This window comes from Isoptericola sp. NPDC057653 (genome assembly GCF_042799955.1).
Classification (GTDB): Bacteria; Actinomycetota; Actinomycetes; order Actinomycetales; family Cellulomonadaceae; genus Isoptericola.
In genome coordinates this window covers 52,795-75,898 of the sequence record NZ_JBHVHP010000004.1, presented here as the reverse complement: position 1 = coordinate 75,898, position 23,104 = coordinate 52,795, and the positions used below count along the sequence as shown (strand labels likewise).

General features: G+C 74.1%; 21 protein-coding genes and 1 tRNA gene. 6 read left to right on the top strand and 16 right to left on the bottom strand.

Annotation, left to right across the window (positions count from 1 at the left end; translation table 11 throughout):
• Positions 1-128 precede the first annotated feature (128 nt).
• Both ACFU9A_RS19935 and ACFU9A_RS19930 read right to left on the bottom strand, forming a co-directional pair.
• Positions 129-3,500, bottom strand: a complete 3,372-nt coding sequence (locus ACFU9A_RS19935) for an efflux RND transporter permease subunit (RefSeq protein ID WP_430577046.1) — start codon at positions 3,498-3,500, stop codon at positions 129-131.
• 192 nt (positions 3,501-3,692) lie between these two features.
• Positions 3,693-4,925 carry an MFS transporter gene (locus tag ACFU9A_RS19930; RefSeq protein WP_430577045.1) on the bottom strand — a complete coding sequence of 411 codons (1,233 nt, stop codon included), beginning with the start codon at positions 4,923-4,925 and terminating at the stop codon, positions 3,693-3,695.
• Between the two features lie 134 nt (positions 4,926-5,059).
• Between ACFU9A_RS19930 and ACFU9A_RS19925 the strand changes: the two genes are divergently transcribed.
• The 4 genes from ACFU9A_RS19925 to ACFU9A_RS19910 all read left to right on the top strand — a co-directional run bounded on the left by ACFU9A_RS19925 (position 5,060) and on the right by ACFU9A_RS19910 (position 9,573).
• Positions 5,060-5,581, top strand: a complete 522-nt coding sequence (locus ACFU9A_RS19925) for a MarR family winged helix-turn-helix transcriptional regulator (RefSeq protein WP_430577044.1) — start codon at positions 5,060-5,062, stop codon at positions 5,579-5,581.
• Between the two features lie 153 nt (positions 5,582-5,734).
• On the top strand, positions 5,735-8,173 hold the full coding sequence (locus ACFU9A_RS19920; RefSeq protein WP_430577043.1) for a hypothetical protein: 2,439 nt from the start codon (positions 5,735-5,737) through the stop codon (positions 8,171-8,173).
• Between the two features lie 165 nt (positions 8,174-8,338).
• Positions 8,339-8,962: a ClpP family protease gene (locus ACFU9A_RS19915; RefSeq protein WP_430577042.1), complete on the top strand. Its 624-nt coding sequence runs from the start codon at positions 8,339-8,341 to the stop codon at positions 8,960-8,962.
• Positions 8,962-9,573, top strand: a complete 612-nt coding sequence (locus ACFU9A_RS19910) for a ClpP family protease (protein WP_430577041.1) — start codon at positions 8,962-8,964, stop codon at positions 9,571-9,573. Before ACFU9A_RS19915 ends, ACFU9A_RS19910 begins: the two co-directional genes overlap by 1 nt.
• Before the next feature lie 37 nt (positions 9,574-9,610).
• On the opposite strand, the gene ACFU9A_RS19905 is transcribed toward ACFU9A_RS19910, so the two are convergent.
• Genes ACFU9A_RS19905 through ACFU9A_RS19895 form a run of 3 tightly spaced genes read right to left on the bottom strand, consistent with a single transcriptional unit; the run spans position 9,611 to position 11,542 of the window.
• On the bottom strand, positions 9,611-10,180 hold the full coding sequence (locus tag ACFU9A_RS19905; RefSeq protein WP_430577040.1) for a YciI family protein: 570 nt from the start codon (positions 10,178-10,180) through the stop codon (positions 9,611-9,613).
• Positions 10,181-10,197: 17 nt separating this feature from the next.
• Positions 10,198-10,593 carry a helix-turn-helix domain-containing protein gene (locus ACFU9A_RS19900; protein ID WP_430577039.1) on the bottom strand — a complete coding sequence of 132 codons (396 nt, stop codon included), beginning with the start codon at positions 10,591-10,593 and terminating at the stop codon, positions 10,198-10,200.
• Between the two features lie 10 nt (positions 10,594-10,603).
• Complete coding sequence (locus tag ACFU9A_RS19895; protein ID WP_430577038.1) at positions 10,604-11,542, bottom strand: EamA family transporter; 939 nt, start codon at positions 11,540-11,542, stop codon at positions 10,604-10,606.
• A 71-nt stretch (positions 11,543-11,613) separates the two neighbouring features.
• Here ACFU9A_RS19895 and ACFU9A_RS19890 point away from each other — a divergent pair, with 71 nt between their 5' ends.
• Positions 11,614-12,534 (top strand): LysR family transcriptional regulator, encoded by a 921-nt coding sequence (locus ACFU9A_RS19890; RefSeq protein ID WP_430577037.1) that lies wholly within the window; start codon positions 11,614-11,616, stop codon positions 12,532-12,534.
• A 27-nt stretch (positions 12,535-12,561) separates the two neighbouring features.
• Here ACFU9A_RS19890 and ACFU9A_RS19885 read toward each other — a convergent pair whose 3' ends face one another.
• From ACFU9A_RS19885 to ACFU9A_RS19840, 10 genes are all read right to left on the bottom strand, one after another.
• Positions 12,562-13,038, bottom strand: coding sequence for an Ltp family lipoprotein (locus tag ACFU9A_RS19885; protein ID WP_430577036.1), 477 nt, complete (start codon positions 13,036-13,038; stop codon positions 12,562-12,564).
• Positions 13,039-13,187: 149 nt separating this feature from the next.
• A tRNA-Leu gene (locus ACFU9A_RS19880) sits at positions 13,188-13,261 on the bottom strand.
• Positions 13,262-13,334: 73 nt separating this feature from the next.
• The gene (locus tag ACFU9A_RS19875; RefSeq protein ID WP_430577035.1) at positions 13,335-14,786 is read right to left on the bottom strand and encodes an NAD(P)/FAD-dependent oxidoreductase; all 1,452 of its coding nucleotides are present in this window, start codon (positions 14,784-14,786) and stop codon (positions 13,335-13,337) included.
• Positions 14,787-14,897: 111 nt separating this feature from the next.
• A complete protein-coding gene (locus tag ACFU9A_RS19870) occupies positions 14,898-16,256 on the bottom strand; it encodes a hypothetical protein (protein WP_430577034.1) in 1,359 nt (452 codons plus the stop codon).
• Complete coding sequence (locus ACFU9A_RS19865) at positions 16,256-16,588, bottom strand: PadR family transcriptional regulator (protein ID WP_430577033.1); 333 nt, start codon at positions 16,586-16,588, stop codon at positions 16,256-16,258. Before ACFU9A_RS19865 ends, ACFU9A_RS19870 begins: the two co-directional genes overlap by 1 nt.
• Positions 16,589-16,768: 180 nt before the next feature.
• Positions 16,769-17,731 (bottom strand): exopolyphosphatase, encoded by a 963-nt coding sequence (locus ACFU9A_RS19860; RefSeq protein WP_430577032.1) that lies wholly within the window; start codon positions 17,729-17,731, stop codon positions 16,769-16,771.
• Positions 17,732-17,799: 68 nt separating this feature from the next.
• A complete protein-coding gene (locus tag ACFU9A_RS19855) occupies positions 17,800-18,336 on the bottom strand; it encodes a DUF501 domain-containing protein (RefSeq protein WP_430577031.1) in 537 nt (178 codons plus the stop codon).
• A 76-nt stretch (positions 18,337-18,412) separates the two neighbouring features.
• Positions 18,413-19,561 carry a galactonate dehydratase gene (gene dgoD, locus ACFU9A_RS19850; RefSeq protein ID WP_430577030.1) on the bottom strand — a complete coding sequence of 383 codons (1,149 nt, stop codon included), beginning with the start codon at positions 19,559-19,561 and terminating at the stop codon, positions 18,413-18,415.
• Positions 19,558-20,166: a 2-dehydro-3-deoxy-6-phosphogalactonate aldolase gene (locus tag ACFU9A_RS19845; RefSeq protein WP_430577029.1), complete on the bottom strand. Its 609-nt coding sequence runs from the start codon at positions 20,164-20,166 to the stop codon at positions 19,558-19,560. Before ACFU9A_RS19845 ends, dgoD begins: the two co-directional genes overlap by 4 nt.
• The gene (locus ACFU9A_RS19840) at positions 20,163-21,233 is read right to left on the bottom strand and encodes a 2-dehydro-3-deoxygalactonokinase (protein WP_430577028.1); all 1,071 of its coding nucleotides are present in this window, start codon (positions 21,231-21,233) and stop codon (positions 20,163-20,165) included. The genes ACFU9A_RS19845 and ACFU9A_RS19840 overlap by 4 nt, the downstream gene beginning before the upstream one ends.
• A 68-nt stretch (positions 21,234-21,301) precedes the next feature.
• Between ACFU9A_RS19840 and ACFU9A_RS19835 the strand changes: the two genes are divergently transcribed.
• A complete protein-coding gene (locus tag ACFU9A_RS19835; RefSeq protein ID WP_430577027.1) occupies positions 21,302-22,087 on the top strand; it encodes an IclR family transcriptional regulator in 786 nt (261 codons plus the stop codon).
• Between the two features lie 9 nt (positions 22,088-22,096).
• On the opposite strand, the gene ACFU9A_RS19830 is transcribed toward ACFU9A_RS19835, so the two are convergent.
• Positions 22,097-22,924, bottom strand: coding sequence for a septum formation initiator family protein (locus ACFU9A_RS19830; protein WP_430577026.1), 828 nt, complete (start codon positions 22,922-22,924; stop codon positions 22,097-22,099).
• Positions 22,925-23,104: the final 180 nt, after the last annotated feature.

Here is a 23,104-nt window from a genome sequence, read left to right as displayed (position 1 = left end):
GGGTGGCAGCTGGGCGTGTGGGCGCGGGGCCCAGCGCCTCCCCCCCCCGCGCCCCCCCCCGCCTCCCCCCCGCGCCCGTGGGGGGGGGGGGGGCGCCCCCCCCCCCCCCCCCCCCGCGTCCGGGAGGGTCAGGCGGGCTCGGTGCCGGCCGCACCGGCGTCGTCCGCCGCGCGGCGGGCGACGGCGGCGGCCTCCTCGGCCTTCTCCGCCTTGTCGGCCGCGCGGGCGGCGGCCTTCTCCGCCTTGCGCAGCGCGCGGGAGTCGCGCTTGACCCCGCGCCGCTCCTTGCGCCGCTCGATGAGCGTGTAGATCACCGGCACGACGAACAGCGTCAGCAGGGTGGAGGACACCAGACCGCCGATCACCACCAGCGCGAGCGGCTGGCTGATGAACGAGCCGCCGCCGGTGATCCCGACCGCCATCGGCGTGAGCGCGAAGATCGTGGCCAGGGCCGTCATGACGATCGGCCGCAGACGCTTGCGGGCGCCCTCGCGCACGGCCTCGTCCAGCGTCTTCCCGCGCTCGCGGTACTGGTTGATGAGGTCGATGAGCACGATGGCGTTCGAGACCACGATGCCGATGAGCATGAGCACGCCGATGAGGGCGGGCACGCCCAGCGGCGTGTTCGTGGCCAGCAGCGCCAGCAGCGCGCCGGTGGCCGCGAACGGCACCGACACCAGCAGGATGAGCGGCTGCACCAGCGACCCGAAGGTCGCGACCATCACCAGGTAGACGATCGCGATCGCCGCGACGAGCGCCAGCCCGAGGTCGGCGAAGGCGTCCGCCTGGTCGGCGGCGACGCCGCCCACCTCGACGGTCGCGCCGGCCGGCAGGTCCAGGGCGTCCGTGGCCGCGGTCACGTCGGCGCTCAGCGTGCCGACGTCCTGCGTCTCGGGCGTGACGGACACGGTCGCGGAGCGCTCCCCGTCGGTGCGGGAGATCGACGTGGGCACGTCGACCCGCTCGACGGTCGCGACGTCGGTGAGCGGCACCGTGCCGGTGGCCGTCGGGAGCTCGAGGTCCTCGATCTCCGCCTGCGTGGCCGGGGCGTCGCCCGACTTCACGACGACGTCGGTCGGGCCGTCGCCGAGGTCGACCTCGCCCACGGTCTGCTCAGGGTCCATCGCCCCCGCGACGATGCCGGACACCTGGGTCTCGGTGAGTCCCAGCGCGGCCGCCTCGTCGCGGTCGACGTCCACCTGCACCACCTGCTGCGCGGCGGAGAGGTTGTTGCTCACCTCGGCCACGCCGTCCAGGCCGGACACCGCGTCGGTGACCTGCTGCGCCGCGTCCTGGAGGTTGCCCTCGTCGTGCGAGCGCACCACGAGGTCCACGGTGCTGGAGCCGAAGCCGGAGTCGCCGCCGGAGACGCTGACCCCGGTCGTGACGCCCTCGGCGAGCGGCTCGACGGCCGAGCGGATCTCGTCCTGGGCGGCGACGGCGTCGGCGTCCGGGTCGAGCGTGATCGCGAACGTGGCCTTCGGGGCCGAGCCGCCGCCCATGAACGCGGCCTGCGCGGCGTCGCCCGTGCCGACCGTGGTCTGCACGCTCTGCACCGCGTCGACGCCGTCGAGGGCGGCCTCGACGTCCTGCGCCGCGGCGTCCTGCGAGTCGAGCGACGCGCCGGGCTCGAACGTCTGCGTCACCGTGACGGTGTCCTGGCCCGAGTCGCCGATGAAGTTCGTCTCCAGGCGCGGCACCATCGCGAGCGTGCCGCCGAGGACGACGACCGCGATCACGAGCGTCACCCACGGGTGGCGCAGCGCGCCGCCGAGGCTCGGCACGTACGCCCGCTGCCACAGGCCGCGGCGTTCCTTGGCCTCGGCGGCCTCGCGCACGCGCTCGGCCTCCTCGGGCGAGGCGGGCACGGCGGGCGTCTTGACGAACCAGTACGCCAGGACGGGGACGATCGTCAGGGCCACGACCAGCGACGAGAGCATCGCGATGGTGACCGTCATGGCGAACGGGCGGAACAGCTCGCCCACCATTCCGCTGACGAATGCGATCGGCGCGAACACCGCGACGGTGCAGATGGTCGACGCCGCGATGGCGCCGCCCACCTCGCGCACCGCGGTGAGGATGGCGGCCTTCTTCTCCTCGCCGTACGACAGGTGTCTCTTGATGTTCTCGATGACGACGATCGCGTCGTCCACGACGCGGCCGATCGAGATGGTCAGGGCGCCCAGCGTGAGGATGTTGAGCGTGTAGCCCGTGAGGTTCATGACCACGAACGTGGCCGCGAGCGACAGCGGGATCGACACGGCCGACACCAGCGTGGACCGTACCGACATGAGGAAGACGAGGATCACGAGGACGGCGAACACGAGGCCCAGCCCGCCCTCGGTCGCGAGCCCGTGGATGGACTCCTCGATGAACGGTGCCTGGTCGAAGACGACCGCCGTGGTGACGCCCGCGTCCGCGAGCTCCGGCTTCAGGTCGTCCAGCGCGTCCTGGATGGCGTGGGAGACGTCGACGGTGTTGCCGTCCGGCGTCTTGGTGATGGCGATGCCCAGCGACGGCTCGCCGTCGAGGCGGGAGTGGGAGGTGGCGTCGACCGGGACCACCTTGACCGTGGCGACGTCGGAGAGCACGACGGGCTGCGGCGCCTGCGGCGTCCGGCTGGCGGCCGGGTCGGTCTGGCCGGTGGCGTCGGCCGCCGGCGGGGCGCCCGTGCCGTCGCCGGTCTCGCCCGTGGTGCCGCCCGTGGCGTCGCCGGTGCTCGACGCGCCGGCCGCGGCCGCGGCGTCGGGGGTCACGACCAGCGGCAGCGCCTTGAGCTCCTTGACGCTGTCGATGCTGGAGCCCGCCTGCACGGAGTAGGTGACGTCGTCGTCGGTGATGGTGCCCGCGGGCAGCACGACGCCGTTGTCCTTGAGCACGGACGCCACGTCGTCGGTGGTGAGGCCGGCCTTGGCCAGCTTCTTCGTGTCCACGTCGACGAGCACCTGGTCGGTCTCGCCGCCGGTCACGGCCACGGAGCGCACGTCGTCGACGTCCTCCAGGGCCGGCACGACGACCGTCTCCACGGTGTCCGCCAGCGCGGCGGCGTCCACGGAGCCGTCGGCACCCGCGGCGGCGAGCTGGATCACCGGCAGGTCGTCGAGCGACCCGGTGATCACCTGCGGCTCGACGTCCTCCGGCAGCTGCGACTGGGTGCGCGTGATCGCGGTCTGCAGGCGCTGCGTGGCGGCGTCCATGTCGGTGCCGTAGGTGAACTGCACCGTCGTGACGGAGCTGCCCGTCGACGCCGTCGAGCCGATCGACTCGATCCCCTCGACGGACTGCGCGGCGGCCTCGAGCGGCTCGGTGACGCGCTCCTCGACCACCTGGGGCGACGCGCCGGGGTACACGGCGACGACGGCTCCGGCGGGGAGCTCGAGGGACGGGATGAGCTCCTGCTTGAGGGAGCCCAGGCTCAGCACCCCGAAGACGAGGATCGCGACGGTCGCGAGGGCGACGACGGCGCGGTTCGCCAGGGACAGGCGGGCAAGTCGGAACACGCTCACTCCAGACGGGCGGTCGGCAGGTCGGGCACGACTCCGCTGTCGTGACGCACGGGCTGAACGGACGATACGCGCCCATGGTTCCCCGGGGCATCGTCCGAAAGTCGGACAGGCGCCGGGCAGAGGATCCGCCCGGCGCCTGTCCTGGTGTCCTGCGCGGCCCGGGGCCGCGACGTCACCGTGCGGAGGTCACAGTTCCGACATGGCCTCCTCGGGCGTGCCCTCGACGGCGGCCGCCGCCTTGTTCCAGCGCGACCACAGGACGCGCTCGCCGAGCTGGCCGGCCATCTTGTGCGCCGTGAGCAGGAAGACGACCACGCCGACGGCGAGCACCCCGACTCCCACCCAGTACGGGGCGGAGGCGCCCACGGGGTGCAGCAGCCCGGCGATCACCGGGGCCGGGGCGGCGAAGCCCCAGCGCACGAGGTTGAACGCGCCGGTCGTGACGCGGCGGTCCGGGTCGCCGAGCGCGAGGGACAGGTCGGTGAGGATCGCGTTGGCGATGCCCATGAACACGCCCGCGACGACGAGGACGACGATCGACGCCGCCGTCGGGAGGCCGAGGGCCAGCAGCAGCGTCATGACGAGGACGCCCGCGACGGCGATGCCGAGGGTCTGCACGGCGCCGATCGTGTGGGCCAGCTTGTGCCCGACGACGAGGATGCCGAACGCGAGGCCCAGGCCCCACGCGGTGAAGACGAGACCCAGCGGGATGACGTCGAGCCCGAGGAAGATCGGCGTGTAGCCGAGGATGATGAAGAAGACGAAGTTGTACGTGGCGGTGACGACGGCGAGCGCGAGGAACGCGGGCTTGCGGAACAGCGAGAAGACCTGGCCCACGTGGAGCGGCGCCGGCTTCTCGGCCGGGTCCTTGAGCTTCGTGATCGACATCGCGAGCGCGACGATCATGAACAGGCCGCAGGCGAAGAACGGCACGCGCCAGCTGATGCTGCCGAGGAGGCCGCCGATGAGCGGGCCGACGGCGAACCCGAGGCCCACGCAGGTCTCGAAGATGCCGACCACCCACTCGCGGTCGTTGGCGAGCGAGACCAGCAGCACCATCGCGGTGGCGAAGAACATCGCGTTGCCGAGGCCCCAGAGGCCGCGCAGCGCGGCGAGCTGGCCGATGGACGTGCTCAGCGCGGCGAGGATCGCGGCGATCGCGACGAGGGTGACCCCCGCGCCGAGGATCTTCTTGTACCCGAACTTCCCCGTGGCCAGCACGGCCGGGATCATGCCGATCGCCATGACGGCGATGTACGCCGTGAACAGCAGCTCGATCTGCCACGTCGTGGCGCCGATGGCCTCCCCGATGACCGGGAGGATCGGGTCGACGACGGCGATGCCGGCGATCGCGAAGAACGCGGTCAGCGCGGTCGCGTAGATCGCGGTCTTGTTCGGTTCGTTGCGTGTGCCTGCCACGGACTCCTCGCTCCTGCCCCACGGACGCCCCGCGGGCCTCGTCTCCTGGTGCGGCGCCGTCATGGTCGCCGGTCGGCGCCTCCGGGGCGCCGAGATACCTGCATCATGCAGGCAATTACCTGTAGGATACACCTATGACCGCTTCCCTGGGAAACAGTTCGACGGACGGGCACCACGATGCGGACCCGGACGACGCCACCGGCGAGGTGATCGCGCGCGTGGAGCTCGGCCTCGCCCAGCTGCTTCGCCGGGCCGAGCGGACCACCGCCGCCACGACCGTCCGCACCGGGGGCCACGACCTCGACCGGTCCGGCTACCTCCTGTTGCACGCCCTGCGCGACGGCGGCCCGCAGCACGTGCGCACCCTGGCCGACCGGCTCGGCATCGACGCGTCCACCGCGACCCGTCAGGTGGCGGCTCTCGAACGGGCCGGACACGTGGTGCGCAGCCGTGACACCGAGGACCGCCGCGCCGTCGTCGTCACCGCGACCCCCAGCGGGCGTCGCGCCCTCGACGCGCAGCGCCGCCGCCGGGCCATCACGTACTCCACCGTCCTCGAGAGCTGGCCGGCCGAGGACCGCACCCTGCTCGCCGAGCTCGTCGAGCGCCTCAACGCCGACCTCGACGCGTACAAGCGGGACACGCCCCCGGCCTGACCTGCACCACCCGCCCTCTCCGTCGCCACGGGCAACGACTGTCACGGTCGCGCCCCCTGTCGCTCCTGGCTACCGTCGGGAACGTTGCCCGCGGCACAGCCGCCCCGGGGGACGCACCGACAGCCGCCCCGTCCCGCGTCGAAGGAGAGCGTCGTGAGCACCCCCGCCATCGAGGTCGACGAGCGAGGCCGCACGGCCGCGCACCGCAGCCGGCTGCGGCGGGTGATCGCCGCCTCCGTCGCCTCCGCGCTCGCCCTCGCGGCGTCGCTGGTGCTGATCCCTGGCCCCGAGGGCGAGTCCGCGCCGCGGTTCAACGTGCAGTGCGACGTCCTCGTCGACGGCATCGAGGGCATCGCCGACGCCGCCGAGCTGCCCGGCGGGGGCCTGCCCGACGCCTACGAAGACACCATCGACGACTACGAGTTCGACAGCCCTGGCGAAAAGCTGCGTCCCCTCGAGAAGCCCACCCAAGCGGACCTCGACGCCCTCACGGGGAGCTACGAGGACTACCCGCCCGGGACCAAGGACCACATGCTGCGCCGCTGGAAGGTCTACGAGGGGGACTACACGTGGGAGCGGTGGCGCAACACCTACATCCCTGCGATCTCCAACGACTACCGAGGCGACGGCTTCCAGAAGAACGTCGCCAAGCGCCTCAAGCTGGGAGGCGCGGACTGGATGTGCGAGGACGACAAGCTCTGGCAGGAGGAGAAGCTCGACACGCGCCGCCGGTACGACTCCGTGAACCGCACGCTCAAGATCGCCTACGAGCTCAAGTCCGGTGACTCGTCGCTCAAGATGGACCAGCTGCGCGCCGACCAGGCGCTGCGCGCCAAGGGTTGGCGGGTCGTCTACATCTTCAGCCAGGATCCGAAGCCGGGTCAGGTCAAGCTGCTGAAGCAGTTCGGCGTCGAGCACGCGAAGCTCCACTCGACGGGCGTGCCGAAGACCCCGCCCGCTCCGTCGGGCGACGCGATGGACCCCCGGTGCGGGGGGACCGCCGCGCGTGTCACGACCCTGTCCTCGACGTGCCCCCGGCGGTCGACCGCCGGCCCCGCGAAGCAGCTCGCGAACGAGTCGGGGCGCAACGCCGCGAGCGCACGTGAAGCCCAACGGATCCGTGCCGACATCGAGCAGGACAACCGCCGACCCGGCTTCGGTTCCCGCCGACCGGGCGGCGTCGACTGGCGGTCGCTGGAGCTTCGCTACGTGTCCGACGACCCGAGGGCCGACGACTACAGCTACGCGTTCTCGGCGGACGAGCTGCCCGACGACGGCGAGGCGGAGCCGGGCTATGGCGGCGAGGCCGCGCTCGACCTCTCCTCCGACGCCCTCATGACCTGGCTCGCGCTCGACCCGAGCCAGTTCTGGGTCAACCTCAACCCGGACACGCCCGAGACGATCATCGACGAGCAGTTCGCCACCACCGACGCGGGGCGCGTGCTGCTCGAGGCCGATCTCGCGATGAAGAAGACCCTGACCGAGATCATGCGGCCGGAGACCCCGACGGGGCAGGAGTTCTGGGACACCGTCGAACGCACCGACGACGGGCTCATCTGCTGGGACTGGACCCGCGCCTGGATCGAGCCCCAGCCGGCCAAGGTCCGCGCCGACGGCGACCAGCTCTACATCCTCGACGCCCCGCTGCGGGTCCAGGTCGAGCCGATGGACATCGACTGGACGCCGCCCGACGTCGACGACCCCTGCGCGGACGCCCCCGCCGACCTCGTGAAGGCGAACACCGAGTACTACGCGGAGTACTTCGGCCCCCTGCTCGAGGAGCATGTCAACGCGGACCCCGAGTACGCCGACATGCGCCGGGTCTACACCACCCGGGTGGCCGCCGAGTGGATCAAGGACCGCGACGCGAAGCGTCCCGGCGCCTTCCACGACGTCATCGGCTCCGGCGACGTCAGCGACTGGCCCGCTCGCACACCCTGGGACCCGCAGGTGATCTTCGACGAGCTCATGGTGCTCCTGCAGACCCCCCAGTTCCGCTACGAGTACCAGCACGGCGAGATGGACATGTGGGTCGAGGTGTTCGGGGGGATTGAGCTGCCCGACGCGCCCCGCGCCCAGACCCCGAAGGCGGAGTTCGACCGCGACCACCCGCGGCTACCCCGCACCGTCCACAGCTCCCGGTTCGAGGCGGCCAGCCTCCCGCCCGAGGTGGCCGCCCAGGGGGACGTGAGCACCCTCGCCGAGGAGACCGGCACGGCATGGCTGGGAGGCGGGACGTTCGCGGAACCCGACGAGCCCGACCCGACCGACCCGCCCGACGGCCCGGACCCGACGGAGCCGCCCGATCCGACCACGCCGCCCGGAGGCGGCAACGGCAGCGGCGGCGGCAACGGGGGCGACGGGCCCGGCAGCGACGACGGCGGCGGGACGTCCGGCCGAGGCGACGGCCCCGGCCAGGACCTCCCCGAGCCGCCGCAGGCCGACCCGCCGCAGGGTGAGCAGGCCCCGCAGCCCGGCGAGCTGGCGAGCACCGGCTTCGCCCAGGGCTGGCTGGTCCCGGCCGCGATCGTCCTCGTGCTCGCGGGGCTCGTCCTCGTGGGCGTGCGGCGACGCTGGTTCCCGCGGCCCTGACCCCCGCGACGTGCATCGAGCGTGCTGACTTGATCCTCGAACGGCCCGTTTGAGGATCAAGTCAGCACGCTCGACGTCTCGGGGCGGACGACGATCTGCCATCGGCAGATGCGCTCCCGGCAGAGAACCCTCCCGCGCCGGCGGGGCGCGGGGGACGGTGGGCCCATGAGCACACCAGTCATGAGCACCCCGTCCCCGCCCCCGCCCGCCTTCGACGACCAGCTCACCGCCCGCCTGCTGCACCAGCGCATCGTGGTGATCGGCACGGAGATCGACGACGCCGTCGCGAACCGCGTCTGCGCGCAGCTCCTGCTCCTGTCGGCCGAGGACGCGCGGTCCGACGTCGCCCTCTACGTCAACTCCCCCGGCGGATCCATCAGCGCCGGCCTCGCGATCTACGACACGATGCGGCTGCTGCCCAACGATGTCGTCACCGTCTGCTTCGGCTTCGCCGCGAGCATGGGGCAGTTCCTGCTCACCACCGGCACCAAGGGCAAGCGCTACGCCCTGCCGCACGCCCGCGTGATGATGCACCAGCCGTCCGGCGGCATCGGAGGCACCGCCGTCGACATCGCCATCCAGGCGGAGAACCTCGAGCACACCAAGCGCGTCATGCACGAGCTCATCGCCGAGCACACCGGCCGCACGGTGGAGCAGATCGCCGCCGACAGCGACCGCGACCGCTGGTTCACCGCCTCCGAGGCGGTGGAGTACGGCATGGTCGACCGCATCGTCGAGCACGTCGACGACGTGCGCCCCACGGCCTCCGGCCGGAAGGCGGGCCTGTGATGAGCGGCTACACGATCCCGAACGTCGTCGAGCGCACGCCCCTGGGAGAGCGCTACTCCGACGTCTTCAGCCGGCTGCTGCGCGACCGCATCATCTTCCTCGGCACGGAGATCGACGACGGCGTGGCCAACGTCGTGATGGCGCAGCTGCTGCACCTGGAGTCCGAGGCGCCCGACCAGGAGATCGGGCTGTACATCAACTCCCCCGGCGGCTCCGCCACGGCCATGACGGCCATCTACGACACCATGCAGTACGTGCGCTGCGACGTCGCCACCACCTGCATGGGGCAGGCCGCGTCCGCCGCCGCCGTGCTCCTGGCTGCGGGGACGCCCGGCCACCGGACCGTGCTGGAGCACTCGCGCGTGCTGCTGCACCAGCCGTCCGGCCAGGGCCAGGGCACCGTGTCCGACCTCGCCATCCAGGCCCGCGAGGTGCTGCGCCTGCGCGCGGAGACGGAGGAGCTGCTCGCCCGGCACACCGGCCAGACCGTCGAGCGGCTGCGCACCGACACCGACCGCGACCTCATCCTGTCCGCCCACGAGGCCGTCGAGTACGGCGTCGCGGACGCCGTCGTCACCTCGCGCAAGGTGCCGGCGCGCGCCGCGGCCTAGCGACGGCCGGCCGCGTCGAGGCGTCGGGCCGTCGACGTCACGACGCGGCCGGTCGTCCCCCGAAGCTCCAGTCGTGGACCTCGACCGCCGCGTAGTCGTCCGCGACCAGCGCCCGCCGCGCCTCGGCGGCGTCGGCGGCCTCGACCAGCGCGGCCGCACCGACGACCGTGGCGCCGTCGTCGGACAGGAGCGGCCCCATCGCGACGAGTCCCGCGGCGAGGCCCCCCTGCCCGGCCGGGATGCCCGGCCCGCCCGTGCCCCGCCAGCCCAGGCCGAGGACCAGGTACCGGGGGCCGCCCTCGGGGCCGCCCGCGTACTCCCCCATGGTGCGCCCGACCAGGTTGCGCCACCGGCGCAGCAGCACGTCCCGGTACGCGCCGGCCTGGTAGTTGGGCTCTTCGAACGCGAACGCCCGGGCGGCCTCGGGCCCGGGCAGGTCGACGACGTGCACGCTGCCGGTCAGCGTCTCGCCGCCGTCCGTCGTCGTCGGGCCGCGGGCGATCATCCCGTCCGCGAACCGGTCCATGTAGGCCAGGTGCTCGTCGTTGAGCGCCTCGCGCAGCGCGGTCGACCCGGCACGGTCCCGGTGGTAGCAGAAGAACTCCATGCCGCCCGACGGTAGCGCTAGGCGGCGAGAGCGACGACGTCCGACGTCGTCCTGGAGCGCACGTGCCGGGACGACGACGGCGAGCGGTCGCGCATCGAGGTGAGCACCCGCACGCGCTCCTGCTGCTCGGCGCTGGCGGCGAGCGCGTCGTGGGCCTGGGCGACCAGGTCGACGAGGCGGATGCCGAGCGCGGCGCAGACCGCGGCCAGCACCTCGGAGGACGCCTCCTTGCGGCCGCGCTCCACCTCGGACAGGTACGCGGTGGACATGCGCGCCGCGCCGGCCACCTCCTGGAGGGTGCGGCCCTGGCGCAGCCGGGCCCGGCGCAGGATGCCGCCGACCAGATGGCGTAGCAGGGGCTCGCGCACGTGCTCCGCCTCGCCCACCGTGCCGACCCGCATGTCCGCCGTCATGCCGACGACGCTACCCGCGCCCGGCGCCCGACGGCTCCGCGAGCGGCGCGACGGGCGGGCGTTCTGCTGACGGCAGAAGGCGGCGGGCGGCCCGCGTGCTGCCGAACAGGACCCCGCCGACGACGAGCACGGCGCCGAGGCCCTCGCCGAGCGTCACGCGCTCGCCGAGCAGCACCCAGGCCGCCGACATCCCGACCACGGGCACGAGCATCGAGAACGGGGCGACCACGCCCGCCGGGTGCCGGGTCATGAGCCAGGTCCACACGCCGGAGCCGAGCACCGTCGCGACGAGCACCGTGTACAGGAGGCCGACGACGGCGCCCACGGCCCCCGGGTCGTCCCACGACGTGAGGGAGTGCGCGATCTCGCCCGGCCCCTCGACCAGCAGCGACAGGGCGAGCATCGGGAGCGGCGGCACGACCGACATCCACAGGGTGAGGCGCAGCGGGCTCTGCGGCTTCGCCTGCCGGTTGCAGATGTTGCCGATCGCCCAGCCGAACGCGCCGGCCAGCGTGAGCAGGAAGGGCACGACGGTGGCGGTCGCGGCCTGCTGCCACGCGACCAGGGTGAGGCCGCCCACGGCCACGAGGATGCCGAGCACCTGGCGGCCGCTCACCCGCTCGCGCAGGAACGTCGCGCCGAGCAGCACGGTGAACGGGCCGGACATCTGCAGCACGAGCGACGCGAGGCCGGCGGGCATCCCGGCCGCCATGCCCCAGTACAGGAAGAGGAACTGCAGCGCGCCGAACCCGAGCCCGTAGCCGACGACCCAGCGCACCGGGACGTCCGGCCAGGGCACCAGGAACACGGTGGGCAGCGCGATGAGCGCGAACCGCAGCGCGACGAGGAACATCGGCGGGAAGTGCTGCAGCGACGCGTCGATCGCGATGAAGTTCAGGCCCCACATGAGGGCGACGAGGACGGCGAGCAGCCGGTGGCGGGCGGGCATGCGCCCAGCCTCGCCCGGGTGACGTTGAAGGACAAGCGAAAGTTGCTTCACGCTGTCTGTAGTCTGCCTTCATGGACGTCCGGCACCTGGAGCTGCTGCGCGAGCTCGCCGAGCGGGGCAGCGTCACCGCGGTGGCCCGCGCCACCCACCGCACGCCGTCCGCCGTGTCCCAGCAGCTGCGCACCGCCCAGCGCGAGCTGCGCACCCCGCTCGTCGAGCCCTCCGGCCGAGGGCTCCGCCTCACCGAGGCGGGCCGGCTGCTCGCCGAGGGCGGGGCCTCCGTCGCCGCCACCCTCGCGCAGGTGCAGGCCCGCTGGGACGAGTACCAGGGCGAGCCGTCGGGCACGGTCACCGTGGCGGCGCTGGCCAGCGCCGCCACGTTCCTGCTCCCCCGCGTCATGGCCGACCTCGAGGGCACGGCCATCACGCTGCGCTGCGTCGACGTCGACATCGCAGAGGCCGAGTACGGCCCGCTCACCGCCGACCACGACGTCGTCGTCGCGCACTCCCTCACCAGCGTCCGGCCGGCCGGCGCGGACGGCCTCACCGTGGTGCCGCTCGCGCGCGAGCCCCTCGACATCGCGATGGCCACCGGGCACCCGCTCGCCCGCCTGCCGCACGTGCGCCCCCAGGACCTCGTCGACCAGGACTGGATCGGCGTGCCCCTCGGCTACCCCTTCGACAGCGTGCGCCTCGCCGTCGAGCAGGCCACCGGCGCCGAGCTGCGCGTCACGCAGCGGCTGCGCGACAACCGCCTCATCGAGGCGCTCGTCGCCTCCGGCCGCCAGGTCGCCGTGCTGCCGCGCTTCACCACGCCCACCGGCGCCGGCCTCGTGCTGCGCGAGCTGGCCGGCATCGCCTCCGCCCGGCACGTCTCCGCCGTGCTGCGCCCGGACCACGCCGAGCGCCTCGCCGTGCGCCGCGTCGTCGACGCGTTCCGGCGGGCCGGCGCCGACGTCGCGACGGCCATGACCGGCGACGCCGCCCTTTGAATCCGGCGACGCCGCCTGCGCGGCGGCTCAGAGCCCGACGGAGTCCGCCCCGTGCTCGGCCTGCTTCGCCGTGAACCCGTCGAACTCGAGCTGGTCGACGAGTCCCGAGCGCGAGAACGACTGCGTGTCCATGTAGTTCTTGGCAGCGATCTCGGCCTGCTCGTCCCAGTCGACGTCGACGTGCGCCACGGCGTACTTCGCGTCGGCCTTCGAGTAGCCCTCGAACTCCAGCTGGTCCATGAGCCCGGACTTCGAGAAGCCGCCCATCTCGAGGTAGCTCTGAGCGCTCGCCACCGCGTTCGCCTGCGCCACCGTCGCGTCGTCGTCCTCAGCGTCGGACTCCTGGGCGTCCTCCGCCGGCGACTCCTTCGCCGCCGGCTCCGAGACCACGGCGTCGGCGGTCTCCGCCGAACCACCGTCGTCCGCGGACCCGCATCCGGCGACCAGCCCCGCCACCGCGATCGTGACAGCCGCTCCGAGCGACTGCGTCCTTGTCGGGAACATCAGTCCACCCCTTCCGAGTGGGTCTGTTCCTCGGATCGTGACACTTGCCCGGCGAAACCGCCTGTTGCGAAGCGTGACGCGACGACGCGCCCCTGAGACCGCGGGATGTGGACGTGGCGCCCGCATCCGACGACGACGCAGGTCAACGGTGCCCCCGCCCGGGTTCGAACCGGGACTGTGCCGGGTTTAAGCCGGCCGCCTCTGCCAATTGGGCTACGGGGGCGAGAACGACGGAACGGGCGCCCGGCCGACCTGCGAGAGGTCGGCCCGACGCCCGTTCACCGTACCGGGGAAGGTCAGCCCTTCTCGGCGCGCGCGGCCGACGACTCGGCCTTCTGCTCCACCTTCTGGCCCGGCTGCTTCGGCGGCACGGACGCCTTGCGGAACTCGTCGCGCGGGTCGTGCAGCGAGCCGAGGGAGACGATCTCGCGGCCCATGAGGAACTGGCCGATCCAGCCGATGAGGATGCGGATCTTGCGGTTGCCGGTCGGCATCGCCATGACGTGGTAGCCGCGGTGCGCGAGCCACGCGAGCGGGCCGCGCAGCTTGAGGAAGCCGAACAGCTCCGCGACGCCCTTGTACAGACCGAGCGAGGCGACGACGCCGACGCTCTTGTGCGCGTAGTCCTCGGGCTGCTCGCCCTTGAGGACGGCGACCATGTTGTCGGCGAGCTTCGTGGCCTCGCGGATCGCGTGCTGCGCGTTCGGCGGGCAGAACTGGCCCGGGTTCAGGACGTCGGGCACGGCGGCGCAGTCACCCGCGGACCACGCGTCGGGGACGACCTCGCCGTCCTCGGTCGCGACCTGCAGCGTCGGCTTGACGATGACGCGGCCCAGCTTGTCGAACGGGAGGTCCGAGTCCTCCTTGATGACCGGGTTCGCCTTGACGCCCGCGGTCCACACGATCGTCTCGGTGTCGAACTCGACGCCCGTCGAGGTGACGACGTGGCCGTCCACGCACGACGACAGGAACGTGCTCAGGTGGAACTCGATGCCGCGCTTCTTCATCTCGTCGAGCGCCCACAGGCCCATCGGCTCGGAGACCTCGGGGAGGATGCGGTTCGAGCCCTCGATCATGACGAAGCGCAGGTCGTCGACGTCGATCGTCGGGTAGTTGCGGGTGGCGTAGCGCGCCATGTCCTCGATCTCGGCGAGGGCCTCGATGCCCGCGAAGCCGCCGCCGACGAACGTGAACGTGAGCATGCGCTTGCGCGCCTCCGCGTCCCACGTGGAGGACGCGACGTCCATGCGGTTGAGCACGTGGTTGCGGACCGCGATGGCCTCCTCCACGTTCTTGAAGCCGATCGCGTTCTCCGCGAGGCCCGGGATGGGCAGCGTGCGGGAGACGGAGCCGAGGCCGACGACGAGCTGGTCGTAGGAGACCTCGTAGTCCGGCCCCTCCTCGGGGTGGATCGTGACCTTGTGGTCGCCGTGGTCGATGCGGGTGACCTTGCCCTGCAGCACGTCGATGCCCTTGAGCGCCTTGCGGTGCGGGGCCACGACGTCGCGGGCGTCGATCGAGCCGGCGCCCGCCTCGGGCAGGAAGGGCGCGTACGTCATGTACGGACGCGGGTCGACGACGACGATCGCCGCGTCCTTCTTCCCGAGCTTGCGGCGCAGACGACGCGCCGCGTAGAGGCCGACGGAACCACCGCCGAGGACGACGATGCGGGGAACCTTACGGGGCCGCGGCGCCGCTGCGGGCGCGTCCTGGACAGAGGTGTCCGACGACAGAACGTTCTGAGGCATGAACACCATTCTACGACCGCCCCGGAGCCCTGCAGTCGAGGCGTCCACGGTGCGACCCCCGGCCGCCGCCGGCGGGGCGGCCACCGCGCCACCCCGCGGCGCCGTCGCAGGTCAGCGCCCCGCGGCCACGGTCGACGACGTGCGGGCGTCCGTCGCCGCACCCGCGGACGAGGACTCCCTGGCGCCCTTCGACCCTGTGCCGGTGCCGGTGCCCGACGACGGCGCGTCCGTCGCGGGGGCGCCGCCCTTCTGCTCCGGCTGGTCCTGCGCCGCGCCCTCGGCTTCGTCCGCCCCGTCCTCGGCGGCGGGGTCACCGACCGACGTGGGGGCCTGAAGGAACGGCCACGGCATGTCCTGCGGCTGCACTCCGACCGGCGGCTCGAACGCGTCCGCGTCGTCCGACCACTCCATCTCGGAGTCGGGCACGGCGCGCATCGGATAGACGTTCCAGCGCTGCCGGCCGTCCTCCGCCGTCGCAGGGCGGAAGTACCAGGATCCGGGGACGTCCGGCACAGTCCACGTCTGGTCGACGCCGCCGCTCGGCACGGTGCGCACCGGACGACCGCGGTCGTCGAAGACCTGCACGTCGCGCAGCGGCTTCCCCTGCGCGTCATAGACGAACAGGTTCGCCACCTGCCGCCCTTCCACCCAGACGCCGTCGTCACCCGTGTACCCGTCCCCGTAGGACACGGTGTCGGCTCCGTAGGAGTAGCCGTCGGCCGCTGCGTTCGCGTCGTCCTGCGTGCCGAAGACGCTCTGGTCGTGGGTCGCGCTGGCCACCGCCGGGACGGCCAGCACGGCGACGACGGACGCCGCGACGGTGAGCCGGTGCTGCCACCGGCCGGGCAACCACCGACCGCGCGCCCACTGCACGCTCACGAGGGCGCTCCCGGCCATGATCATCAGCTCGCCGAAGTTCCCCGGGACGAGCGACGGGCTCCCGTCGGTGGACCACGTGAACCAGGCGACCAGCAGCGCGCCGACGACCCACCCGCGCGCCACCCACCAGGCGGGACGCAGCTCGCGCCCGAGCACGCGCAGCCGTTCCCACTGGGGCGTGCTGGTCACGGGATGCCACGCGCGGCGCCAGCGGTCGGCGAGCAGCGCCCGCCGTGCGGCGAAGGAACGCCTCCCAGCACGCCCCGCCGCGGCGGGGAGGGCAGCGGGCAGGCCCGCGGCGGCACGCAGCTCGGCCGCGTACGCCTGCGCCGGCCCGAAGTGGGCGGCGAGGTCGAGCGCGACGTCGTCACCGGAATCCGAGCCCGCGAGGGCCAGCGGCGCCGCAGCATCGCTGAACGCCTCGGCGAGGTCGGCCTCGAGCCCGTCGGTCAGCTCGTCGACGACCTCCGGGCCGAGGTCGGCGAGCTGCAGCCGGATCGCCTGCGCGTACCCACGGGCGTGCGCGCCGAGCACGGTGCCGAGCAGGGGGCGGGCGTCGTCGCCGGACCCCACGGTGTCGTCGATCGTCATCAGGCTGCCTCGTCCCTGTTCCCGAGGAGGCCGCCGACGGTGCCGGCGAACTCCTGCCACTCCTTGCGCTGGATGGCAAGCATCTGCCGCCCGTGGGCGGTGATGCCGTAGTACTTGCGGTGCGGTCCGGACTCCGACGGCACGACGTAGCTGGTCAGCGCCCCCGCGGCGTACAGCCGCCGGAGGGTGCCGTAGACCGACGCGTCGCCCACGTCGTCGAGCCCCTGGGCGCGCAGGCGCCGCACCACGTCGTACCCGTACCCGTCCTCGCTCTCGACCACGGCGAGGACCGCCGCGTCGAGCACCCCCTTGAGCAGCTGCGTCGTGTCCATCGACCCTCTCCTCCCGACTGCTTCGCGACAGACACTAGTGCGGTATGCGCATTAGTGGACGGAGGACGCACCGTCGTGTCGCGGACGAGGGGCCGTCGCCGACCAGGTGGTTGCCGCCGGTATGGGCGCGTCGGCTCCCTCATACCGGTGGCAACCGCCTGGTCGGCGGGGACAGGGAGGTCAGGCGAGCGAGAGGGCGATGCCGTCGAGGATGTCGCTCTCGCTGGTCACGACGTCGGTCAGCGTGCCGCCCGCGGCGGCGACGTCGTCGCGCACGCGGCGCACGACCTCCGACCAGACCAGCGCGCCGGCGCCGATGACGTCCGCGCGGCCGGGGTGCATGAAGCCGAGCGCGAGGCGCTCGGCGCGGCTGCGGTGCAGCAGGTCGTCGCAGGCGGCGAGCACCTGGTCGACGCCGAGGACGGCGCCGTGCACGCGCTCGCGCCGGTACTCCGGCAGCTCGAGGGCGTGCGCGGTGACGGAGGTGACCGAGCCGGCGAGGCCGACCAGCGTGGTGGTGCGGCCGAACGGGACCGTCCGCGCGGCCTCGTCGAGCGCGGCGCGCACGTCGGCCCGCGCGGCGTCCACCTCGCCCGGCGTGGGCGGGTCGGAGTGCAGGTGCCGCTCCGTCATGCGCACCGAGCCGACGTCCATGGACAGCGCCGCCTCCGGCGTCGTCGTGCCGAGCACCAGCTCGGTCGAGCCGCCGCCGAGGTCCACGACGAGGTACGGGCCGGGGTGGTCGCCGGACACGCCCGCCGTCGCGCCGCGGAACGACAGCTCCGCCTCCTCGCGCCCCGAGGCCACCTCGGGGTCGACGCCGAGGGCCGCGCGCACGCCGTCGAAGAACTCCTGCCGGTTGCGCGCGTCGCGCGTGGCCGACGTGGCGACGAAGCGGACCCGCGTGGCGCCCGTGTCCGCGATCACCGCGGCGTAGTCGCGCGACGCCTCGAGCGTGCGCGCCAGCGCCTCGGGGGCGAGCTCGCCGGTGCGGTCGACGCCCTGACCGAGGCGCACGATGCGCAGCTGACGGTCGACCTCGGTGAGGGTGCCGTCGGGGGCGACGTCGGCGACGAGGAGGCGGATCGAGTTGGTGCCGCAGTCGATGGCGGCGACCCGGGTGGTCGTGGAGCGTTCGGTCACGGGCGACACCTTCTCATTCACCACCGACGCCGCGCCTGCCGGTGCGCGGCCCGTGTGACGAAGGCCCGTCAGCAGGAGCAGCGGTCCGGGCGCCACTGGTCGCGGACCAGGGCGAGGGCCTCGTCGCCGAGCGGGTTGACGCCCGGGCCGGCGGCCAGGGCATGGCCCATCAGCACGTGGATGCACTTGACGCGCGTGGGCATCCCGCCCGCCGAGATGCCCTCGATCTCCTCGACCCGGCCGAGCTCCGCGCGCTGCGCGAGGTAGTGCTCGTGCGCGCGCCGGTAGGCGGCCGCGAGCTCCTCGTCCTCGCCGAGACGCTCGGTCATCTCCTTCATCACGCCGTCCGCCTCCAGCCGCGACGCGGCCGCGACGGCGCCCGGGTGGGTGAGGTAGTAGGTCGTGGGGAACGGCGTGCCGTCGGGCAGGCGCGGCGCGGTCCGCACGACCAGCGGGCGGCCGCACACGCACCGCGCTGCGATGCCGACGACGCCGCGCGGCGTGCGCCCGAGCTGCTCGGCGAGCACCTCGAGGTCACGGTCGGTGACGGCGGCCTGGTCGGTGGCGAGCCGTTCGTCGGTGGGCGTTGCGGGCTGGTCGGTCACGGTGTCCTCGGTGGCGTTCGCGGGCGGGGCAGCCCTCATTCTCTCCCGGGACCGGGGATGCCGTGGCGCCGGCGGCTCACCACTCGGCCACCGAGCCGTCGGCGTGCCGCCACACGGGGTTGCGCCACCGGTGCCCGACGGCCGCGCGCTCGCGCACGTAGTCCTCGTCCACCTCGATGCCCAGGCCGGGGCCGCGCGGGATCTCGACCATCCCGTCGGCGTACGCGAACACGGACGGGTCGACCACGTAGTCGAGCAGGTCGTTGCCGGTGTTGTAGTGGATGCCGAGGCTCTGCTCCTGGATGACCGCGTTGTACGCGACGGCGTCGAGCTGCAGGCACGCGGCGAGCGCGACCGGGCCCAGCGGGCAGTGGGGGGCCACGGCGATGTCGTACGCCTCCGCCATCGCCGCGATCTTGCGGACCTCGGTGATGCCGCCGGCGTGCGACAGATCGGGCTGGATCACGTCGACGACGCCCGAGGTGATGACGTCCTTGAAGTCCCACCGCGAGTAGAGCCGCTCCCCCAGCGCGATCGGGGTGGTCGACGCGCGCAGCACGTCCGCGATCCCGTCCACGTGCTCCGACAGCACCGGCTCCTCGACGAACATCAGGTGGTAGGGCGCCAGCGCCTCCAGCAGGACGCGCGCCATCGGGCGGTGCACGCGGCCGTGCAGGTCGACGCCGATGCCGACGTCGGGCCCGACGGCCTCGCGCACGGCCGCGACGTTCGCCACCACCCGCTCGACCTTGTCGCGGGTGTCGAGGTACTGGAGCTCCTCCGGCCCGTTCATCTTCACCGCGGTGAACCCGCGGGCCACGGCCTCGCGGGCCGCCTCCGCCGTGGCCGCGGGGCGGTCGCCGCCGATCCACGAGTAGACCTTGATCCGGTCGCGCACGCGCCCGCCCAGCAGCTCGTGCACGGGGGCGTCGTGCGCCTTGCCGGTGATGTCCCACAGCGCCTGGTCGATGCCCGCGAGCGCGCTCATGTGGATGCCGCCGCCGCGGTAGAAGCCGCCCCGGTACAGCACGGTCCAGTGCTCCTCGACGCGGCGCGGGTCCTTGCCGACCAGGTAGTCCGCCAGCTCCTCGACGGCGGCCGCGACGGTCGCCGCGCGGCCCTCGAGGACGGGCTCGCCCCAGCCGACGATCCCCGCGTCCGTCTCGATCTTGAGGAGCAGCCAGCGGGGCGGGACGGCGTACGTCGTCAGCGACGTGATCTTCACGGGTTCCTCCACTCGTGCACGAGCGCGGCGGCCCGCGCTCCGACCTCGGCCGCGGCGTCTCCGGGCCGGTACAGGGACGTGCCGACGCCCGCGCCGTCCGCGCCGGCGCGGGCCCACGCGGCCAGCGTCGTCAGGTCGACGCCGCCGACCGGCACGAGGCGCGTGCCCGCGGGCAGCACGCTCGCCCACGCGCGCAGCCCGGGTACGCCGACGGCGGTGGCCGGGAAGACCTTCACGCCCGTGGCCCCGGCGTCCAGCGCGGCGAACGCCTCGGTGGGCGTCGCCGCCCCCGGGTAGCTCTCCAGGCCGAGCCGGACGGTCTCGGCGACGACGTCGGGCCGGGTGTTCGGGGACACGACGAGCGAGGCCCCGGCGTCGGCGGCGCGCCGCACGTCGTCGGGGGTGAGGACGGTCCCCGCGCCCACCCGGGCGTCGGGGCCGGCCGCGGCGCGCACGCGCCGCACCGACTCCAGCGGGTCCGGCGAGTTGAGCGGCACCTCGACGGCGTCGAAGCCCGCCCCCAGGGCGGCGAGGGCCACGGCCGCCGCCTCCGCGGGCGTGACCCCGCGCAGGATGGCGACCAGGCCGGTGGCGGGCGGTGTCATGGGCGGACCTCCGTGGTCGGCGTCGCGGCGGGCGTGGTGGCAGGTGCTGCGGTGCGCGGCGCGGCGGTCGCGGCGACGAGGCCGGCGCCCGCGGCGACGCGCCACAGGCCGCGGCGGGCCAGGTCGTCACCCAGGGGGCGCGCGGCCGCGCCGTGCCGGACCAGCGCGCGCCGGTACCGCAGGGCGAGGGCGCCCTCTCCCCCGACCGCGACCTCGCTGGCGGGGGCCGAGCGCAGCGCGTGCCGCACCTCCGAGCCCACGAGCAGGCCGGAGACGTAGTCGGCCACGTCGCCCGGCGCGAGGCGGCCCGCCTGCGCCAGCGTGCGGCCCGTGAAGAGCAGCGTCAGCAGGCCCCGGTCGTCGCCGTGCTCGGCCTCGGCGTCGAGGCCGCGGTCGAAGGCGGGCGACGGCTCCGGCCCCGGACCGCCGTCGGCCAGCCGGGCGAGGACGCTGTCGCGCAGCAGGAGGGCGAACACCTCGCCCGTCATGGCGGTGGAGAAGCCGGCGACGCGGCCGCCGTCCAGCCGCACCCACTTCGCGTGCGTGCCGGGCAGCACCACCTGCGCGGGGAGGGCGGCGCCGTCCGGCGACGCCGCGAGCGCGCCCAGGAGCTGCACCTCCTCGCCCCGCAGCACGTCCGGGTCCGGGCCTGGTCCGCGACGCCCCGGCACGCGTAGCCCGGGCACGAGGTGCACGACGCCGCCCGCCGCGGGTGCGTCGGTGGGCGCGGCCGTCAGGTGGTGGGCCAGCCGGTCGAGGCCGACGGGCACGTCGAGGTAGCCGGCGTCCGCCCAGCCGTGGTCGCTGCCCGCCATGCCCGCGACCACCACGGGCAGCCCGGGGCGGCGGGCGAGCCAGGCCCCGCACCGCGCGACGAAGGTCCGCGCGAACGCGGCGGAGCGGTCGGCGGCCGTGGCCGCGCCCGCGGAGGTGCGCAGCGAGCCGTCGGCCGAGCGGACCTCGTCGAGCACGCCGCCGGCGTCGTCCAGGAGCCAGGCGCGGAAGGCCGACGTGCCCCAGTCGACGGCGACCAGCGCGGCGTCGCGGCGGGGGGCGGTATCGGGCATGGCCGGGACGCTAGGTCCGCCGCCGCGGAACCGGGCAGCTTTCCCGATAATCGGGATAGCCTCGCCCCGTGACGACGCGACCGGTGCCCGCCCCGCCAGGCACGCAGACCCTGGCGCGCGGGCTGGCCGTCGTCGACGCCGTCGCCCGGGGGCACGACCGGCTCCGTGACGTGGTCGCCGAGACCGGCGTCGGGCGCAGCACCACCCACCGGCTGCTGCAGCTGCTGGTCGCGGCCGGGTACCTGCGGCGGCTCGACGACCGGTACGCGCTCGGCCCCGCGCTCATCGAGCTGGGCTACCAGGCGCTCCAGGAGAACCCCGTCGCGGCGGTCGCCGCCGCGCCCCTGCGCGCGCTGCACGCGCGGGTGTCCGACACCGTGCACCTCGCCGTCGAGGACCGCGGGCAGGTGCTCTACCTCGACAAGATCCCCGGCACCCGCGGGGAGCCGACGCGCTCCCGGACCGGCCACCGGATGCCCCTGACCCGCACCGGGATCGGCAAGGCGCTGCTGCTCGACCGGCCCGACCGCTGGCGCGGCCAGTTCCTCGCGGAGCGCCGGGTGGGCGCCACCGCCGGCGAGCCGGAGGCGGAGATCCTCACCGCCGACCAGTTCGTCGCCGTCATGACGGCGTCCGCGCGCCGCGGCGTCGCGCTCGACCTGGAGGAGAACGAGCCCGGCGTGCTGTGCGTCGCCGCCCCGGTGCGCGACGCGGGCGGCGCCATCGTGGCCGCGATCAGCGTCTCCGCGCGGCGCCCGGCCATGCCGCCGGCGCGGGTCGAGGCGCTCGCGCCCGTGGTGCTCGACGCCGCCGCGAGCATCGGCGCCGGGCTCGGGTTCGACCCCGCCCGCTGACGGTCCGGGTCAGCCGTCCCCGGACGACGACGGGCTCGGCGTGCTCTCCGGCGTCCCGCCGGCGCCCTCGCCCGTACCCGCCGGCCCGTCGGCGACCTGCACCGACTCCCACACCGACTGGTACCAGGGCACGGTCGGGCCGCGCGTCGTGCCGACCGGCCCGGAGCTCACGGCCTCGCCGGTCACGGGGTCGACGTCGTCGCCGCCCGCCGCGTCCGGGTCCACCACGCGCCACACCTTGTCCGACGGCATGACGAAGCTGAGCCGCGACCGCGCCTGCTCCTCGACGTACGACCGGTCGTCCCAGCGGCCGAGCTCCACCTCCAGGCGGTCCCGCTCGGCCTGGTTCGACGAGAGCTCCGTGCGCAGCCGGTCCAGCTCGTGCGACTGCTGCACCGCGCCCCGCACCGTCGGCAGCAGCAGCACCACCGCGAGGAGCACCACCACCGACAGCACGATGAGCCGGACGGTGAGCACCTCGGGCAGCACCAGCCCGTAGCGGCTGCGGCGCCGGTCCTCGCGCGCCGGGCCCGCCGGGCGGCGCGAGCCCCTCCGGCCCGCCGAGCCCTTCGCCGTCGTCCGCCCCGTGCCCGACGCCTTCGTGCCGGCCTTCGACCCGGACCTGGACCCCGCGCCCTTCGCCCCGCCCTTCGCCCCGGCCTTCGCTCCCGACGACTTCGAGGCCGACGACTTCGAGGCCGACGACTGGGTTCGGGCCGACGGCGGCGCGCCGACCGAGCCGTTCGCCGTCGTCGTGGGCCGCGCGGAGCCGCGCGCGCCCGAGGGCCGCGACGCCGGGCGGCGGGCGGCGGGAGAGGTCGGGCGACGTGCAGGCACGCCCCGATTCTGCCGATCCGCACCGCCGCGACCGGGGACCGTCGTCGGCGCGCCCGCCAGCTCCGGGATCGAGCGTGGGGGGGTTTTACCCGAACGGGCCGGGTGAGGGTGAAATGAGCACCCGCGGTGCGGGGGGGGGGGGGGCCCCGGGTCATATTAACAAAAGAGGCAGCCGCCGGG

Coding starts and splice junctions, on each gene's coding strand:
- ACFU9A_RS19925 (WP_430577044.1), top strand. CDS start 5,060: ATGACCGCTTCCCTGGGAAACAGTTCGACGGACGGGCACCACGATGCG.
- ACFU9A_RS19915 (WP_430577042.1), top strand. CDS start 8,339: ATGAGCACACCAGTCATGAGCACCCCGTCCCCGCCCCCGCCCGCCTTC.
- ACFU9A_RS19910 (WP_430577041.1), top strand. CDS start 8,962: ATGAGCGGCTACACGATCCCGAACGTCGTCGAGCGCACGCCCCTGGGA.
- ACFU9A_RS19905 (WP_430577040.1), bottom strand. CDS start 10,180: ATGGAGTTCTTCTGCTACCACCGGGACCGTGCCGGGTCGACCGCGCTG.
- ACFU9A_RS19900 (WP_430577039.1), bottom strand. CDS start 10,593: ATGACGGCGGACATGCGGGTCGGCACGGTGGGCGAGGCGGAGCACGTG.
- ACFU9A_RS19895 (WP_430577038.1), bottom strand. CDS start 11,542: ATGCCCGCCCGCCACCGGCTGCTCGCCGTCCTCGTCGCCCTCATGTGG.
- ACFU9A_RS19890 (WP_430577037.1), top strand. CDS start 11,614: ATGGACGTCCGGCACCTGGAGCTGCTGCGCGAGCTCGCCGAGCGGGGC.
- ACFU9A_RS19885 (WP_430577036.1), bottom strand. CDS start 13,038: ATGTTCCCGACAAGGACGCAGTCGCTCGGAGCGGCTGTCACGATCGCG.
- ACFU9A_RS19875 (WP_430577035.1), bottom strand. CDS start 14,786: ATGCCTCAGAACGTTCTGTCGTCGGACACCTCTGTCCAGGACGCGCCC.
- ACFU9A_RS19870 (WP_430577034.1), bottom strand. CDS start 16,256: ATGACGATCGACGACACCGTGGGGTCCGGCGACGACGCCCGCCCCCTG.
- ACFU9A_RS19865 (WP_430577033.1), bottom strand. CDS start 16,588: ATGGACACGACGCAGCTGCTCAAGGGGGTGCTCGACGCGGCGGTCCTC.
- ACFU9A_RS19845 (WP_430577029.1), bottom strand. CDS start 20,166: ATGACACCGCCCGCCACCGGCCTGGTCGCCATCCTGCGCGGGGTCACG.
- ACFU9A_RS19840 (WP_430577028.1), bottom strand. CDS start 21,233: ATGCCCGATACCGCCCCCCGCCGCGACGCCGCGCTGGTCGCCGTCGAC.